This is a genomic window from Rhizobium sp. R86522, from assembly GCF_042466255.1.
In the GTDB taxonomy this organism is placed as follows: domain Bacteria; phylum Pseudomonadota; class Alphaproteobacteria; order Rhizobiales; family Rhizobiaceae; genus Allorhizobium.
Map to the genome: position 1 here is coordinate 3,492,221 of NZ_JAXHBX010000001.1, position 15,099 is coordinate 3,507,319.

The 15,099-nt window shown below is 56.4% G+C and carries 13 protein-coding genes; 1 reads left to right on the forward strand and 12 read right to left on the reverse strand.

The genetic code is table 11. The features are described from left to right. Positions 1-20: 20 nt before the first annotated feature. The 5 genes from SJY08_RS16890 to SJY08_RS16910 form a co-directional block, all read right to left on the reverse strand. Positions 21-1,598 carry an IS66 family transposase gene (locus tag SJY08_RS16890; RefSeq protein WP_377277061.1) on the reverse strand — a complete coding sequence of 526 codons (1,578 nt, stop codon included), beginning with the start codon at positions 1,596-1,598 and terminating at the stop codon, positions 21-23. Between the two features lie 69 nt (positions 1,599-1,667). Then, positions 1,668-2,021, reverse strand: a complete 354-nt coding sequence (gene tnpB, locus SJY08_RS16895; RefSeq protein ID WP_377277063.1) for an IS66 family insertion sequence element accessory protein TnpB — start codon at positions 2,019-2,021, stop codon at positions 1,668-1,670. Further along, complete coding sequence (locus SJY08_RS16900) at positions 2,018-2,404, reverse strand: transposase (RefSeq protein WP_377277065.1); 387 nt, start codon at positions 2,402-2,404, stop codon at positions 2,018-2,020. Before SJY08_RS16900 ends, tnpB begins: the two co-directional genes overlap by 4 nt. 205 nt (positions 2,405-2,609) lie before the next feature. Continuing rightward, on the reverse strand, positions 2,610-3,983 hold the full coding sequence (locus SJY08_RS16905; RefSeq protein ID WP_377277067.1) for an NAD-dependent succinate-semialdehyde dehydrogenase: 1,374 nt from the start codon (positions 3,981-3,983) through the stop codon (positions 2,610-2,612). 129 nt (positions 3,984-4,112) lie between these two features. Then, the gene (locus tag SJY08_RS16910) at positions 4,113-5,417 is read right to left on the reverse strand and encodes a cation:proton antiporter (RefSeq protein ID WP_377277069.1); all 1,305 of its coding nucleotides are present in this window, start codon (positions 5,415-5,417) and stop codon (positions 4,113-4,115) included. Between the two features lie 548 nt (positions 5,418-5,965). Between SJY08_RS16910 and SJY08_RS16915 the strand changes: the two genes are divergently transcribed. Further along, positions 5,966-6,166, forward strand: a complete 201-nt coding sequence (locus SJY08_RS16915) for a DUF6538 domain-containing protein (RefSeq protein WP_377277071.1) — start codon at positions 5,966-5,968, stop codon at positions 6,164-6,166. A gap of 88 nt (positions 6,167-6,254) precedes the next feature. Here SJY08_RS16915 and SJY08_RS16920 read toward each other — a convergent pair whose 3' ends face one another. The 7 genes from SJY08_RS16920 to SJY08_RS16950 form a co-directional block, all read right to left on the reverse strand. Further along, a complete protein-coding gene (locus SJY08_RS16920) occupies positions 6,255-6,470 on the reverse strand; it encodes a hypothetical protein (RefSeq protein ID WP_377278645.1) in 216 nt (71 codons plus the stop codon). A 54-nt stretch (positions 6,471-6,524) separates the two neighbouring features. Then, the gene (locus SJY08_RS16925; protein ID WP_377277073.1) at positions 6,525-7,835 is read right to left on the reverse strand and encodes a hypothetical protein; all 1,311 of its coding nucleotides are present in this window, start codon (positions 7,833-7,835) and stop codon (positions 6,525-6,527) included. Between the two features lie 165 nt (positions 7,836-8,000). Beyond that, entirely contained in the window at positions 8,001-8,795 is a 795-nt protein-coding gene (gene istB / locus SJY08_RS16930) for an IS21-like element helper ATPase IstB (protein ID WP_377277075.1), read from the reverse strand. Then, the gene (gene istA, locus SJY08_RS16935) at positions 8,785-10,305 is read right to left on the reverse strand and encodes an IS21 family transposase (protein ID WP_377278647.1); all 1,521 of its coding nucleotides are present in this window, start codon (positions 10,303-10,305) and stop codon (positions 8,785-8,787) included. The genes istB and istA overlap by 11 nt, the downstream gene beginning before the upstream one ends. A 578-nt stretch (positions 10,306-10,883) precedes the next feature. After that, positions 10,884-12,368 (reverse strand): hypothetical protein, encoded by a 1,485-nt coding sequence (locus tag SJY08_RS16940; protein ID WP_377277077.1) that lies wholly within the window; start codon positions 12,366-12,368, stop codon positions 10,884-10,886. 1 nt (position 12,369) lies between these two features. Next, positions 12,370-12,768 carry a hypothetical protein gene (locus SJY08_RS16945; protein WP_377277079.1) on the reverse strand — a complete coding sequence of 133 codons (399 nt, stop codon included), beginning with the start codon at positions 12,766-12,768 and terminating at the stop codon, positions 12,370-12,372. 88 nt (positions 12,769-12,856) lie between these two features. Further along, the gene (locus SJY08_RS16950; protein ID WP_377277081.1) at positions 12,857-15,097 is read right to left on the reverse strand and encodes a hypothetical protein; all 2,241 of its coding nucleotides are present in this window, start codon (positions 15,095-15,097) and stop codon (positions 12,857-12,859) included. Between the last annotated feature and the right edge of the window lie 2 nt (positions 15,098-15,099).

The following is a 15,099-nucleotide window of genomic DNA, read 5'->3' on the forward strand; positions in this document are numbered from 1 at the left end:
TCGTTTGCGATCCCTACGCGTTATTGTCCCGGATAGTGCCAAGGTAGGAGTTCATCAATCCGGGATTGCCTGTGACCGCGGACAATGAATGCGAGCGTGGCACTCAGGTAGCCGAATGGATCGATGGCATTCAGTTTGCAGGTCTCGATCAGCGACGCGATGATCGCCCAGTTCACGGCTCCCGCGTCATGCCCTGCGAAGAGTGCGTTCTTCCGATTGAGGGCAATCGGCCGGATGGTCCGCTCGACGCTATTGTTGTCGATCTCAATGCGGCCGTCGGTCAGGAACAACTTCAGACCCTCCCAGTATTTGGCGATGTAGGCCAAAGCCTCGCCGAGTGGGGACTTCGTGGAGACACGGGCGCGGTGATGGACGAGCCAAGTCTGCATGTCGGCGACAAGTGGCATTGATCGTGCCTGCCGTCCGGCAAGGCGAGCCTCCTGATCAAGGCCTCGCAGTTCGGCCTCAATCCGATAAAGCTCTCCGATCCGTTTGACGCCGTCCTCGGCAATCGGCGCTGTCCCGTTGCGGGTTATCTCTACCAGCTTGCGACGGGCGTGTGCCCAGCAATAGGCAAGCTGAATGTCCGTGCCAATCCGGTCTGGCCCGACCAGCCTGTTGTATCCGGCATAGCCATCGACCTGCAGGATGCCTGAGAAGCCCTGTAATATCCGTTCGGCATGAATGCCTCCTCGGCCGGGAGCGTAGGTGAAGGCCACGCCCGGCGGAGCGCCCCCGCCCCATGGGCGATCATCCCGCGCCAGCGCCCAGAAGTATCCTGTCTTGGTTTTGCGCGAGCCGGGATCGAGAACCGGGGCGCGGGTCTCATCCATGAACAGCTTGGTCGAGCGCTTCAGGTTGGCGATCAACGCATCGAAGACGGGCCGCAGCTCATAGGCTGCCCGACCGACCCAATCGGCCAGCGTGGAGCGGTCGAGATCGATCCCTTGGCGGCTCATGATCTGCGCCTGCCGATAGAGCGGAAGGTGATCAGCATACTTGGAGACCAGAACATGGGCGATGGTCGCTTCCGTCGGGAGGCCTGCCTGGATCAGCCGTGCTGGTGCCGGAGCCTGAACGACGCCGTCTGTGCAGGCACGGCATGCATATTTGGGGCGACGAGTGACGATCACGCGGAACTGTGTCGGGATCACGTCCAACCGCTCGGAGACATCTTCGCCAATGCAATGCAGGCAACCGCCACAGGCGCAGATCAGGCTTTCCGGCTCGATCACCTCTTCGACACGAGCAAGATGCTTTGGAAGGAAGCCGCGATTGGTAGCGCGTGGCTTGGCAATCCTATTTGCCGCAGGAGCGTCCGCCTCATCCTCGGCATGGATCACGGCCATCGCCGTCTCCAGGTCTTCTAGCGCCAGGTCGAATTGGTCAGGATCGGTCTTCTCGGATTTGCGTCCGAAGGCGGCCTGCTTGAACGCTGCAACCAGCTTCTCAAGCCGTTCGATCCGCTCATCCTTGCGGGCGATATGCTCGTCTTTGCTGGCTATCGCGACGTCCTTGGCCGCCTCGCTTAGCCGCGCCGCGATCAGCATCGCCTTTAGGGCGGCAACATCATCGGGAAGGTCGGCGGCATCAAACATGGCAGGAAGCTACCAAATCCGGAGCCGATTTGCCTTCGAAATTTGCCGTGCTGAGTCATCGTGCCGCAGCTATTCGATGGCCTCCGGGGTTCTCGTCTGGATGGCATGAACCCGCCGCCAATCGAGGCCTGCAAACAGGGCTTCAAACTGGGCGTGGGTCAGCGTCATCAGACCATCCTTGATGCCGGGCCAGGTGAAGCTGTGCTCTTCCAGCCTCTTGTAGGCGAGCACAATCCCGCTGCCATCCCAATAGATCAGCTTCAGCCGGTCCGCCTTGCGCGACCGGAACACGAAGACCGTTCCGGTGAACGGGTCCTTGTGCAGTTCGTTCTTCACCAGCGCGGTCAATCCGTCATGACCCTTGCGGAAGTCTACGGGTTTGGTCGCCACCATGATCCGCACGCGGTTCGACGGAAAGATCATATCGCCGCCGCCAAAGCACGGGCGATGGCAGCGATCCGGGACGCAGACGCACCTTCCTCAAGACGGATGGTGAGGGGACCGAGGACAATCTCGGGGCGACTGAGCATTTTAGGCGGCAGTTCCGAAACAGGCGGATCGACGATCACCGCCGCGAACTCTACCGCATCCTCCGGTGCTGGCAGGATCAGCTTGCCCTGCCGCGCCATCGTCCGCCAGGTGGAAAGGCTGTTGGCTCGCAATCCATAGCGTTGCGCAACTTCATTGACCGTCGTGCCAGGCCTCAAGCTTTCCGAAACGATCTTCGCCTTGACCTTATCAGGCCAATGCCGGTGAACCTCACGTCCAGGCTTGCTGGTCGTGAGAAACTCCAATGTAGTCTCCATGGAGAAACTCCCGTTCTTCATCCATGGAATGTCGATCTCAGATCAGGCGGCTGCAGGCAACGTGGGGGCAGAACACCGGTTACGTAGCACCTCAGGTCGGTAGATGAGGTGCTACGGCACCAATTCTTCACTTCGGCGCATTGCTGACGCATTGACTGACAACGGGCCGCCGGTAGCTGCCCGTTGCCTCGATGGGTCTAGCAGGTCAACCGATACGGATCGACTTGACGTTGACGAATTCCTTCAACCCTTCCGGTCCGTGTTCGCGGCCATAGCCGGATGTCTTGACGCCACCGAATGGCATGCTCGGGTAAGCGACGTTGAAGGTGTTGATGAACACCATGCCAGTGTCGAAATGTTCTGAAGCCAGCTTGCGCGCATACTCGACGTCCTTGCTGAAGATACCGCCACCAAGACCATATCGACTGCTATTGGCGATCCGGATCGCGTCCATATCGTCCTTTGCACGGATAATCGCCGCAGCGGGACCGAACATCTCGTCTTCATAGGCAGGCTGTCCAGGTTCAACATCCGCAAGCACTGTGGCCGGATAGAACCAGCCTGTGCGATCGGGAATCTCGCCACCGGCAAGAAGCCGAGCTCCCTCCTCAATGCTCTTTAGAACCTGGCTGTGTAGTTCATCGCGCTGCTTCTTGCTGACCATCGGGCCAAGCTGCGTCTTGTCATCCGTCGGGTCACCCACCGTGACCGCTTTAAACGCCTTGGTATAGGCTTCGACGAAGGCATCATAGTTCTTCTCAGTGACGATGAAGCGCTTGGCGTTTACGCATGTCTGACCGTTATTGTAGATGCGCCCCTTCACGCAGGTTTTGACTGCGAGATCGAGGTCGGCATCGTCAAGCACCAGATAGGCATCGTTGGAGCCCAGTTCGAGCACGGTCTTTTTCACCAGCTCGGCGGCCTTCGCGCCCACCGCACGGCCGGCCCTGTCACTGCCGGTCAATGTCACACCCCGTACGCGCTCGTCTTCGATGACCTTGTCCGATTGCTCATGCGAGATCAGCAACACGCCAAACAGCCCCTTGGGCAGGCCGGCCCGCTCATAGAGATCACGCAGATAAAGGCCGCTGCCCGTGCAGGCTTCGGCATGCTTGAGGAGAACGCCGTTGCCTGCCATCAGGCTGGCGATCGAATACCGGACGGCTTGATAGGCGGGGAAATTCCAGGGCTGGATGCCGTAGATCACGCCCAGCGGCGCGTGCGTGACATATCCCTTGCCGCCTTCGATTTCGCGCTCGTCATCAGCCAGTGCAGACGGACCGATCTTTGCGGTATAGTCGCATATAGCGGCGCACAGATCGACCTCGCTAAGGCTGTCCTTCAGCAACTTCCCAACCTCATCGGTCATCAGCCTGGCGAACTCGTCCTTCGAGTTGCGCATCTCATCGCCAATCGCCGCGATCACCTTTGCCCGCTCGTCGAGGCTACTGAGGCGCCACTCCAGAAATGCGTTGTGACTGGCTTCAACGACAGCCATGGCCTCTGCGTCTGACATGTGCGGATAAGACTGAATCTCGGTTTCGGTCAGCGGGTTGATGGTCTTCAGAGAATTGGACATAGGGGGAGCTTTCTCCTGTTTGATGTGTCGGGTCCATTTGATCGGCCAATGAGTGGAGTTCGAACAGCCTCGTCATGAGATGAGCGCTGCCATTGGGCTAACGCTGTGATCTGCGCATAGGTTCGCAACTTACGAGGCCGGACCCTGCAGCCCAGGCGGAGGCAAGCCTTCAGAATCCGGGTCTCGCCCTTGGCTGCGATCGAGCAGGCGCATGATCGGTGTCACGGTTAAGCCGTGAATAAGAACTGACAGCAGCACCACCAACCCAACAATCGCCCATAGCCGCTCACCGCCTTCAACGGGCATATGGTTGAGGCCGTAAGCGAGATAGTAGAATGAGCCGACGCCACGAATACCGAAAAAGGCAAGCGTGAGCTTTTCCCTCCAACTCGCCTTGAAGCCAAGCAATCCGATCAAGCCTGCAAAAGGGCGAATGATGAGCAGAATGACAAGGGCGGCAACCACATCGATGGCGCGAAGCGGGGCAAGAAGACCACTCACCAATGCCCCTCCGAAAAGGACCAGCAAGATCATCATGGCGAGACGTTCGACCTGCTCGGTCACATCATGCATCTCACGATGAAAGTCATGCTCCCGATGAGCCTGGCGAAGAGTGAGCGCAGTAATGAACACCGCCAAAAAGCCGTAGCATTCGATCATCTCCGTCAGGCCATAGGAAACGAAGGTCGCAGCAATCGCGATCAATCCGTCCCCCGTCTGAGACAACCTGGTATCAGCAGGGATCCGGAAGGTGAGCCAACCAAATAGTCGGCCGACCAGCCAGCCGCCCACGATCCCCGCGCCAATTTCCCAAAGCACGTTGTGTAGGATCCAGGTTCCCAGCCAAGGCTCTTTTGTCGTGGCTGCAAGGCTGAGTGCGATGGCGAGGTTCACGAAAGGAAATGCCAACCCATCGTTCAGTCCAGCCTCTGATGTGAGGCCAAATCGCACCTTGTCTTCCTGGCCTGTCTTCGGAGGACCTACCTGTACGTCTGCGGCAAGAACAGGATCGGTCGGCGCCAGGCTTGCACCAAGCAAAAGCGCGACAGGCAAGGAAAGGCTCAAGCCCCAAACGCCAATCAGCGTGATGGCCACGATACTCAGCGGCATGGTCAATGCCAGAAGCCGCCAGGTCACACCCCATCGCCGCCAACTGAACACACGGTCCAGTTTCAGGCCAGCCCCCATCAAAGCGATAATGACCACGAACTCGGTGAAGCGTTCCGTGAACTCGGGATAGGTGAAAGGTAGCGGCTGGTCCGACACCTGCGGGGCCAGAAACAATGCTGCTCCCAACGCGATGCAGATGATCGGCAATGAGAGCGGAAGACGTTTGAGAGCCAAAGGCAACCAGGCGACGAGCGCAATCAGAATGCCAAGCCCCGTGAGCACCAGGATATACGGATCGGGGGACCACTCGTTCAGATCGATCATGTGACCTAAACCCGGTCAAGCAGGATTAGATCCATTGCCCTAAGCTACTTTTTCGATATTCGAATGGCCCTGTGTTTTGGGTAGCAAACCCTCAAAGCGGGTGCGGAGCCGCGCAACCGTTCAGACCAGATCGTCACCTGACCAAATGGTTGCACTGCTAAAAGTGGCTGAATTCGGAGACGCAAAGCGACCCCGCGAAACCGGGTGCATTACCTTCCGCTTGGCGCTGCCGCGCGGAAATAATTGCCGCTCTCCCGCCATGTTGACGTCGGCCCAAAGCCAGGGCACAAAGATGGCATCCACGGTCGCTCGCGGCAGGAAAATAGAGGAAAATCAAAGGCGATTTTATTAAGCATTTGAAATCATGTGAGAATCCAGGTTCCCCAGCCAATTCTCCCAAAAACCCATGATCCCTAAGTTTTTCCGTCGTGCCGGATCCCGTTTTGGCGTCATCGGCGACCTGATGCCCAAAACTGATGCCCAAAGGTGAGCCCCAAGCCGAAATCGGTACGGGGTGACCTCAGGGCCTGATTCAGGGTGTCTACGTCATGGCAGTCCGCCACGGGGTCGAAAATCTTATCCGCCGGGGAAACATCTTCTACTGGCGGCCACGCATTCCAGCAGCCTTCATTCACTGCCAACCCGGCAGCCGACTTTCACTGACCCTTCATTGTTCGGATCATAGGAAGGCACAGATGATCGGCCGCAAACTCAACACGCGGCTCGCCTATGGCAGCATTCAGAAATAATGAAGCTGCCCTGAACGACCGAAATGAAGGCGCATTCTTGCCATCAATGTCGTAGCGGCAATTTTTCAGAACACCCAATCGAGCTTGGTCAACGTGCAAGGGAAACACCGCTTACGAAACATCTGTGTACAAAGACGGCCAAACGCTGGCGCGGCAAGATAATGTCCGGCTTACCCGGAAGGTCCGACCGTCGCAGCCGGAATCGATAGCCCAGGCGATGGAGCAGCTTTCGAACCGCTATCTCTGGCTTCGTGTCGCCGCTAAGGACCGCTTGCATATTGCGGTGGCGTTCCGCCGAAACGATTGAATGTCGTTGTCCATTTCCTTATTTCAGCATCTCGCAAGGACGCTTCCCGAATCAAGACGGAGATAGGTAATCCAATCCCACCCTGGTCATCTCGACGCCTAGCTTTTGGATCAGGTTGAGGGCGTATTCATACCGAAGCTGCGCTGTAATGACCGCATCTCGCGTCTCAATGCTCAGGCCGCCGGTCTGCCCGCACAGGTAATGCAGCTTGATAGGCGCGGTTTTAGCGACCGGGTCGACGTCGAACACGCCGAAGTTCTCCGCGTTGAACAGACGCCACACCGGCGAAGGGTTTTGCCCGCCTTCAAAGACACTGAATGCGCTGATCTTGCCGTCACTTCCTTTCAGGAAGACGAAAGTGTTGGAATTAACCTCTTCCCTGCCAAGCTTCTTGGTGCGTGGGTGCAACTGCACGGCCATGAATGGTTTTATCTTAGCCTTGATCGATTCGTTGATTCCCGCTTGCCCTTTTTGGTTCGGGACGAGATCGCACGCTGGCGACACGCAAACCCAGTAGTTTCCTTCCAGCTTGATGATATGTCCTGGGTGGAGATGCCAACCTGAAACTGGCTTCGTGGAGATATATGAATTGTAGCGATATAACGCGTCGAGCTTCTCGCCCTCGCTGTTGACTCGGATGTTATAGTGAGAGCCGAAGCCCTCGACCTTCGGGTCATTTAGCCCCGGATCGCAATCGACGAGTTTAATGCCGAATTTGATTGCCTCTCCCCCTACCACATCAAGAAGGCGTTCTGTATGCCGGGCCGTATGCGCCTCTAGCAGGAATTTCCTGTGACTGTGACCCGCGTCGCCCCTCGGCGATTTCGAAAGCTCATCGTAGTACTGCCAGTACACGTGCTTGTCGCTGAGGGCCAATTCCTCGGCATAGGCGCCTTCAGCGCTGATGGCCGCACGGATCTTCGATGAGATCATCCGGGATGGGGAAGGTTTCCAATCCTCGATTGCCTCGGCCAGCGCGGTGAGGAGCTGGGGGTCCTTCTTGCCCGCGAACGCGACGAAGCCTCCCGGCGTTCGAATCCATGGGCGCCGGCCTTGGTCAGGGGCGCTCCAACGGATGTCCAAAGGACGGTCATCCGACTCGTCATAGGTCTGTTCGTAAGTCTGGAGTATCCGACAGAAGACCTGCACTTGCTTTTCGACGGCCAGTTCAGCCTTAGCGCACAGGTCCCGGAAGGCAGCCAGTTTTCCTTCTGTCCTTACGAACCCTGCTGCTTTCTTCCCTTTTTGAACCTGTTGACGGTACAGATAGTGGATGTCGCGTCCGACCGTAGCCTTGAGCCTGTTCCAAATGTCTTCGAGTTTCGCGTCGCTGTCGGCATTTTCCTCCAGATCATCGATCACCGCTTGGCCCGCCGCGCCCAGATCCCTGACCTCGGGTGATGGACGCAGAAGGGCATCAAGGACGGCCTCGAATGGTTCGAGCAGAGGCTCCGCTGTTGGTTTCGACGCGGAACTGAGCCGGTTTTTCCACCGAGAAGTGAGCCACCTCTAAGTATGGTTTTCTGATCAGGGTTTGGTCAAGGGATTGGCTTTTTCTCCTCTCTTCTGTGCTGCGGCAGCCGAGCTGGCCTTGAAGCGGAAGCTGTCGTTCCCGGTTTCCAGGATATGGCAACGATGAGTCAGGCGGTCGAGCAGAGCAGTCGTCATCTTGGCGTCGCCGAAGACCGTTGCCCATTCGCTGAAGCTGAGGTTGGTGGTGATCACGACACTGGTGCGCTCGTAGAGCTTGCTCAACAGGTGGAAGAGCAGCGCTCCACCTGAGGCACTGAATGGAAGGTATCCGAGCTCATCCAGGATCAGTAGATCGAGACGAACCAGCGCCTCAGCGATCTGACCCGCTTTGCCTTTGGCCTTCTCCTGCTCGAGCGCATTGACCAGTTCGATGGTCGAGAAGAAGCGGACCTTGCGGCGATGATGCTCGATCGCCTGGACTCCGAGGGCGGTCGCCACGTGGGTTTTGCCCGTACCCGGTCCGCCGACAAGAACGATATTCTGGGCTCCGTCGATGAACTCGCATCTGTGCAATTGGCGCACCGTCGCTTCGTTGATCTCGCTGGCAGCGAAGTCGTATCCGGACATGTCCTTGTAGGCTGGGAAGCGGGCGGCCTTCATATGATAGGCGATGGACCGCACCTCGCGCTCGGCCATCTCGGCTTTCAGCAACTGGGACAGAATGGGCACGGCTGTATCGAAGGCTGGAGCACCTTGCTCGATCAAGTCAGTGACCGCTTGGGACATGCCATACATCTTCAGGCTGCGCAGCATGATGACTACGGCGGCGCTGGCGGGATCATGACGCATGGCGACCTCCCACGATCCGGACACGCAAGCCATCGTAGCGTTCTACATTGGCCTTGGGTTCACGAGCCAAGGTCAGCGCTTGGGGCGTATCGATGTCAGGACCATCGGTCGTCTTACCGTCAGTCAACCGATGCAGCAGATTCAGCACATGCGTCTTGGTCGCCACGCCTTGATCCAGAGCCAGTTCCACAGCCCTGAGGACGACCTCTTCGTCGTGATGAAGGACAAGGGCAAGGATATCGGCCATCTCACGATCACCGCCGGGACGGCGAAGCATCTGATCTTGTAACTGTCTGAAGGCCGATGGCAATTCCAGGAAGGGTGCACCATTGCGCAGGGCACCGGGTTTGCGCTGGATGACGGCAAGGTAATGTCGCCAGTCGTAAATCGTGCGCGGCGGCTTGTGGTGGCTCCGCTCAATAACCCGCTCATGCTCGCAGAGAACATTGCCCTCGGCCGCAACGACCAGTCTCTCGGGATAAATCCGCAGGCTGACGGGCCTATTCGCAAACGATGCTGGTACGCTGTAACGATTACGCTCGAAGGTGATCAGGCATGTCGGCGAGACGCGCTTGCTCTGCTCGACGAAGCCGTCGAACATGGCGGGGAGCGACATCAATGCTGCCCGCTCATCAGCCAAGGCATTCGCGATCGTGCCGGACAAGGTGCCATGCGCCGTCTCCCGCCATAGGTCCTGGCAATGCTGCTCCAGCCAGTCATTTAACGCCGCCAAATCTGGGAAGTCCGGCATCTGTTGCCACAGTCGCGGGCGGGCATCCTGGACGTTCTTCTCGACCTGCCCCTTCTCCCAGCCTGCCGCCGGATTGCAGAACTCAGGCGCAAAGACATAATGGTTCGTCATCGCCAGGAAGCGGATGTTGACCTGCCGTTCCTTGCCCCGGCCCACGCGATCAACCGCCGTCTTCATATTATCGTATATGCCGCGGCCAGGTACGCCGCCGAAGACCCGGAAACCGTGCCAGTGGGCATCGAAGAGCATCTCGTGCGTTTGCAGCAAGTAGGCCCTGATCAGAAAAGCCCGGCTGTGCGACAACTTGATATGGGCGACCTGAAGCTTCGTGCGCTCGCCGGCGATCACGGCATAGTCTTCACTCCAATCGAATTGGAATGCCTCGCCTGGGCGGAAAGATAACGGAACGAATATGCCGCGGCCCACCGTCTGCTGCTCAGCCCGCCACTCACGAGCGAAAGCGGCGACCCGACCATAGGAGCCAGTAAAGCCGAGAACCGCCAGATCAGCATGAAGCTGCTTCAGCGTTCGGCGCTGCTTGCGCGATCGCCCGGCCTCGGTCTTCAGCCAGCCAGAAAGTTTGTCGGCAAAAGGATCAAGCTTGCTTGGTCGTTCCGGTACCGTGAACGTCGGCTCGATCGTACCAGCGCTCAGATATTTCGCGATCGTGTTGCGCGACAGCCCGGTGCGTCGGCTGATCTCACGGATCGACAGTTTCTCGCGCAGCGCCATCCGACGGATGATGTTTAAAAGTCCCATGTGGATCACTCCGTTGCCCCCGTCGCTCACAGCGTTGGGGGAAGGTTCACATGGCTCAATTCTCAATGGAAATTATGCGCCCAACCGGCTCAGTTCTGCGTGGAAACCAACAAGCCGGCGTTCCAATCTCGTTAAGGCCAATGACTGGGTGGATCGGGTTCACGGCTGGATCGCGGGCAGACCATCGGCTGAAGTCTGCAAGGCGCTTCAACTCCCCCTTGGCGGCGGCCGGCCCGTGTCTCTGCTAGTGCTCAGTCGGCACGTGGCTAACTTCGTCGGTGCAACTGAATTCGACCGCCGCGCGATCTGGACCAGTTGGCCACGGCTCGCCAAGACCGTGTCCGAAAGTGACGGTGACAGTTTTCTCAAGTCGCTGGCACGTAGGCCAGCCAGTCTCAGGCAACGGCATCCGAACACGATGGTCAACACGTATTGCTTTCCTGGACTAACAGTGGAAGTCAGAGTGGATTGACACTGGGCAACGCGACCCTTTGCCGACGAGCGAATGCCCACACCATTGCCAGTTTACTACTCATAGCCCGCAGCGCTTTCGAGCGCCTGACAAAGTCTCGGACTGGCTAGCCATTCTCCAAAGTTTTAACGGCGTTGAAAAGATTCGGTTCTGCTCGGGGTGCGATCGACATACGGTCCGCCCACTGACGAAGCTCACTCGCAACGTCCCTGCCGTTGGCACCTTCTAAAGCGTCCGAAAGGCCCCTAATAACGGCAGCATCTTCTGTATCACGAACTAAGACTGGCTCCCCGGCCCAAGCGTACTCATTCGCCGCGATGTTGTTGAGGTAGTTATTGATTGCCTCGTCACTCATATGACCAAGGTACTTGCGGGCGATGGCAATGATAACATTAGGCTGCCAAGCTCTACCGTTAGCGCCCCTATCTCGGAGATACAAATCTCGCACAACGCTTTCGCAGAACGTTGCTCGAAGACGGTGCCCGCTTCCAGCGATTTTGCAATCCCTGAATATGAGCGCCATCCTATTGCTTATAGCATCGGCAGTGAGAAATTTAGATCCGCTCGTTTTGTTCGATAGGAAGAGGTTGTCTGGAGGGTCATAGGAATATCTCTGCCGTTTACGGTCGATAAAGCGCTGGCGGTCGTTAAGAATGTAATCCACCAGCTCGATTGCGATCGAGATCGGAATAGGCGCAAGTCTCTGAACTGAGCCCTTCTCAATGACCGGCACAAACAGGTATGTTCGCCCCAGCCGCAGCATTTTGTTCAAGCATTCAACAATTTCAAATTGAGAATCATTCAGACGCCGGCCGCTTTTAAGGACCGAAGCTAAACCCGCCTTCATGAAAGTGCTTTCGACAGCCATGGCGCCGAAGAAACCACTCACGGTGAGTGACTCGCATCCTCCAGCCCGCAGCCCACCGAACCTGAAAAGTGATGCGATGAAATAATATGAGTGGATATGAAAGGGACGATGGGCTTTTGCAGTAGCTTTGATTATCTCCGTTGCCTCTTCAGGCGTAGGTGTCGGCCTGAGATAGCGAAGCCTCGGATTTTCCGACCGAGGATAAGCAAAGGTCGGAGCCTCATCTCCTTGGCTGTCCGGCTCGCGAAAGCGAATTCTACCCAGCGCCCTCCTCCGAACATCGCCCAGTGTCTCTCCCCGCCCACCCTCTAGGCGCACATCAAATTCGACCTTCAGGAACTTGTAGAATGAAAGGATCGTGTCCGTCTTGGCCGCTGTCGTTTCATCGAAATTCGCTCGAGGATCGGTTCCCGGAAACCGAACAACATTCCCGTATCGTGTCCCGCCTGAGATGATGAAATCTCTGAGATCTTCGACATCGGCCCCTCGGTAGTCCACCCGTTTCAGGTAGATAAAGTCCCACCACTGACACAGCGACCTCGCGTCCGCTTCAACCGTGCGCCATGATTTGCCTTGATTGAAACGCCTATCAAATAGGTATGCGTTTACTGGAATTATCAGACCTTCACGCGGATTGTAGCACACGGCCTGCCGTTTAACGGAAGCATTCCCTTTTGATATACACTCTATGAACTGAACTCTTGTTTCAATAGAATTGCCCATACTAGAATATATCCCACTCTTTTCTTAGGTATTTACTGTCTGGAATCCTCCTTTTTATTTCTTTTCTGTATTCTGTTGCAACTATTTGCATTCTTGATATTTGAGCCATAAGCTCTGAATTCAGTTTTTTAAGATCTTTGTTTGCAATTTTTAAGAGCGATGGGTCCCCGACCTCCTTGAAATTACTTAGTTCATTCTTAGTCCCATCAAACCTCTTCATCAGATCTACCAAGGCTGCTTGTAGAGGGTCGTCCTTTTTAGGGGAAGTTATCCAAGGGTCTGAAAATTTGAAGATATCCCGAGCGGGATCATGCCAATTGCGGAGTTCTGCCCTAGTCTTGGGCCAGAAATCGTCTGTCTTCTGTCCGAGGCGCTTCCACGTTGCGATGATCTCTTCCATACGAGCGATTTTGGCTGCTAAGGTCTTCTCAATGAAAGGCCGCTTCTCGTCACGCGGTAGACTTTTCGCTCGAGCTATTGGCGGAGCTTCAGACATCATACTTCCCCGCGTGAGCGAGTATGATTCGGCGGCGTTCGCGCAATAGTTCCTGCTGGTCCGGGCTAGCAAACTCCATCGCCGCGTCCAAGTCACCCAGAGCAGCGCTCCAATAGTTCTGGAACTCCGGGAGGCGCGCTTGCTGCGAACACTGCAAGCAGCCAAGGTCATCCGCAAAATCGAAGGCGGGTCCGGTCGCCGCCTGAGGTGCAGTTCCCGTGAGCCGCTGCTTCAACAAAAGGCAATTCGCGTTGTGGACATCCCGCAAGTTGCCCTCCAAGCCGCACAGACCGTGACCCTCTGGGTGAGCCTTCAACCTTGCGGAGGCAGCGAGGGCGTCGAGGGCCGCCTCGAAACCAGCCGACCCACTCTCAGCCTGCGAAAGCTGTATTGAAGAATTGAACCGATTCTTTATCTCATCGACCTGCGCAGTGATAAGCTTCCCCAAAGGGCCAGTTATCGTCTCTCCAGATGCCACCCTGCTGTAAACGTCTCTCGTGAATGCCAGACGACTGCTTTCGATGGTATCAAGGCGATCTTTCGCCATCTTGGTCGCTGGGCTCTTTCGTGCTTTTTCCGCATTACTTTCATCCCAGATCCGCAGCATGTCTTTAGCCTTGGTTGTAATGTAACCCATTGTCGTCTCTGGATTGAAGTGACGGTATTGGAGGCTCAAAGCGATGAGCGACGGGAACGAGTATCTCCAAAAATATGTGACGCCGAAGAATTTGCGAAGTTGGTGTGGGGCGAACGGCCACAAACCTTCGCCGTCCACCTCTGGGACGCGGGCCCACACGCTGAAGCTCTTTAGCCCGGTAGCGAGATTAAAACTGCAACAGCGATCAGAAAAACCACATCGAAAATCGAAGAGAAAATGTCCTGGCGGCGATGGGCGAATTGCCTTCAGCTTCCTTAGTACGTCCACTGCAGCCTTGACCGAGTGCGGGATCGGAACCCTGTCTACCTGACCTCCGCCCTTTTCGATCAAAGTATTGAGCCACAGATCTCCGTTCTCATCAGCCTCGACACAGTCAGACTTCAGAGACATTCCTTCTTGGGCTCGTCGCGCAGAGAAGGCGGTTATAATGATCGCACATGCGGCTGGCAGGATCTCGTAAGTCAGCCTTCTAAGATCAACGCTGTCATCTTCCCGGCTGCGGCGCGGCGCCATAAACGCTAGTATTACGTCCGCAAAACCAAGATCCTTAAGCCTCCTGCCGACGCTATTCGCTAAGATAAGCGCATTTGGGACTCCACGATCAGACAATCCTGCATTGGCAATTTCGATGATGTCCGAAACGCACTCATCCAATACCAGAGTGAGCGCTGCGTTTATGAGCCAACTAGTTTGATACGCGGGCGGATCATCAGTAACTTCGCTTCGCTTCGTCCACCCCTTTATTGCTGCAGAAAGTTCCTTTTTATTGTGATATATTTTGCATCCTATTGGATCGTGATCCAGCTTTCCCCGGAAACGCCAAAGGTGATGCCAGACGGCTACCTTCTTATAAACCGTATTCTCATTAGGATCTTCGCTCCCCTCAGCCGCCGATGATTGGAGGCCACTCCGCCCGCGGCGTGTACGTAGCAACCCAACTTCGTTAAAGTACGCGTCGAGGACGCTGCGGGCCTGCGGGGTTATCGAATTGCCATGTGGAACCCCCATCAAGCGAGCGATATAGGGACCATCAACCCGGCCTTCGTCATTGACAAGCACTTGGAGTTCGTTCTGCCGGAAAGCCTCAACTAGGCGGCTGGCCTGAGGCTCCATCTGCAAGAGGCCTTCACTGCCTCCTTCTTTCAACGAGTCTATGTATTCCGCATGCCATTCCTTGGTAAGATCAGCGTTGCACATTATGCCGCGGGAGAGCCGCCAACGGATGAACTGCACCAAATGTTGGAATTCGCGTGCTGCCGAGGCAGCCACATGAGCCCACCCGAGCGGTTTCGGCTCTTGCACATAGAACAAAAGTTTCTTGGCTGTAATGAGATCGTGCTCAAGCGCCGGATCGGTAAGACGCATCTGGTTAGGCCAGCCGACTAAGGGGACATCGAAGTCGATCTCTACTTCTGTGAAACGTTTCGTTTGCGGATCGTCTGTTTCGAGAATCCACTTATGTTCCAGTAACGAGCCGCTCTTAAGCCAGCGCCGAATTGGAAGAACTGAGATTGCGTCATAGTGCCGTTGACCAGCATGAACGCCGTTATGATGAGGGATAGCTAGCCTGGACATCA

What these genes read in the sequence shown, in the direction of transcription:
- SJY08_RS16890 (WP_377277061.1), bottom strand. Translation starts at nt 1,598, where the DNA reads ATGTTTGATGCCGCCGACCTTCCCGATGATGTTGCCGCCCTAAAGGCG.
- tnpB (WP_377277063.1), bottom strand. Translation starts at nt 2,021, where the DNA reads ATGATCTTTCCGTCGAACCGCGTGCGGATCATGGTGGCGACCAAACCC.
- SJY08_RS16900 (WP_377277065.1), bottom strand. Translation starts at nt 2,404, where the DNA reads ATGGAGACTACATTGGAGTTTCTCACGACCAGCAAGCCTGGACGTGAG.
- SJY08_RS16905 (WP_377277067.1), bottom strand. Translation starts at nt 3,983, where the DNA reads ATGTCCAATTCTCTGAAGACCATCAACCCGCTGACCGAAACCGAGATT.
- SJY08_RS16910 (WP_377277069.1), bottom strand. Translation starts at nt 5,417, where the DNA reads ATGATCGATCTGAACGAGTGGTCCCCCGATCCGTATATCCTGGTGCTC.
- SJY08_RS16915 (WP_377277071.1), top strand. Translation starts at nt 5,966, where the DNA reads ATGGCAGTCCGCCACGGGGTCGAAAATCTTATCCGCCGGGGAAACATC.
- istB (WP_377277075.1), bottom strand. Translation starts at nt 8,795, where the DNA reads ATGCGTCATGATCCCGCCAGCGCCGCCGTAGTCATCATGCTGCGCAGC.
- istA (WP_377278647.1), bottom strand. Translation starts at nt 10,305, where the DNA reads ATGGGACTTTTAAACATCATCCGTCGGATGGCGCTGCGCGAGAAACTG.
- SJY08_RS16940 (WP_377277077.1), bottom strand. Translation starts at nt 12,368, where the DNA reads ATGGGCAATTCTATTGAAACAAGAGTTCAGTTCATAGAGTGTATATCA.
- SJY08_RS16945 (WP_377277079.1), bottom strand. Translation starts at nt 12,768, where the DNA reads ATGGAAGAGATCATCGCAACGTGGAAGCGCCTCGGACAGAAGACAGAC.
- SJY08_RS16950 (WP_377277081.1), bottom strand. Translation starts at nt 15,097, where the DNA reads ATGTCCAGGCTAGCTATCCCTCATCATAACGGCGTTCATGCTGGTCAA.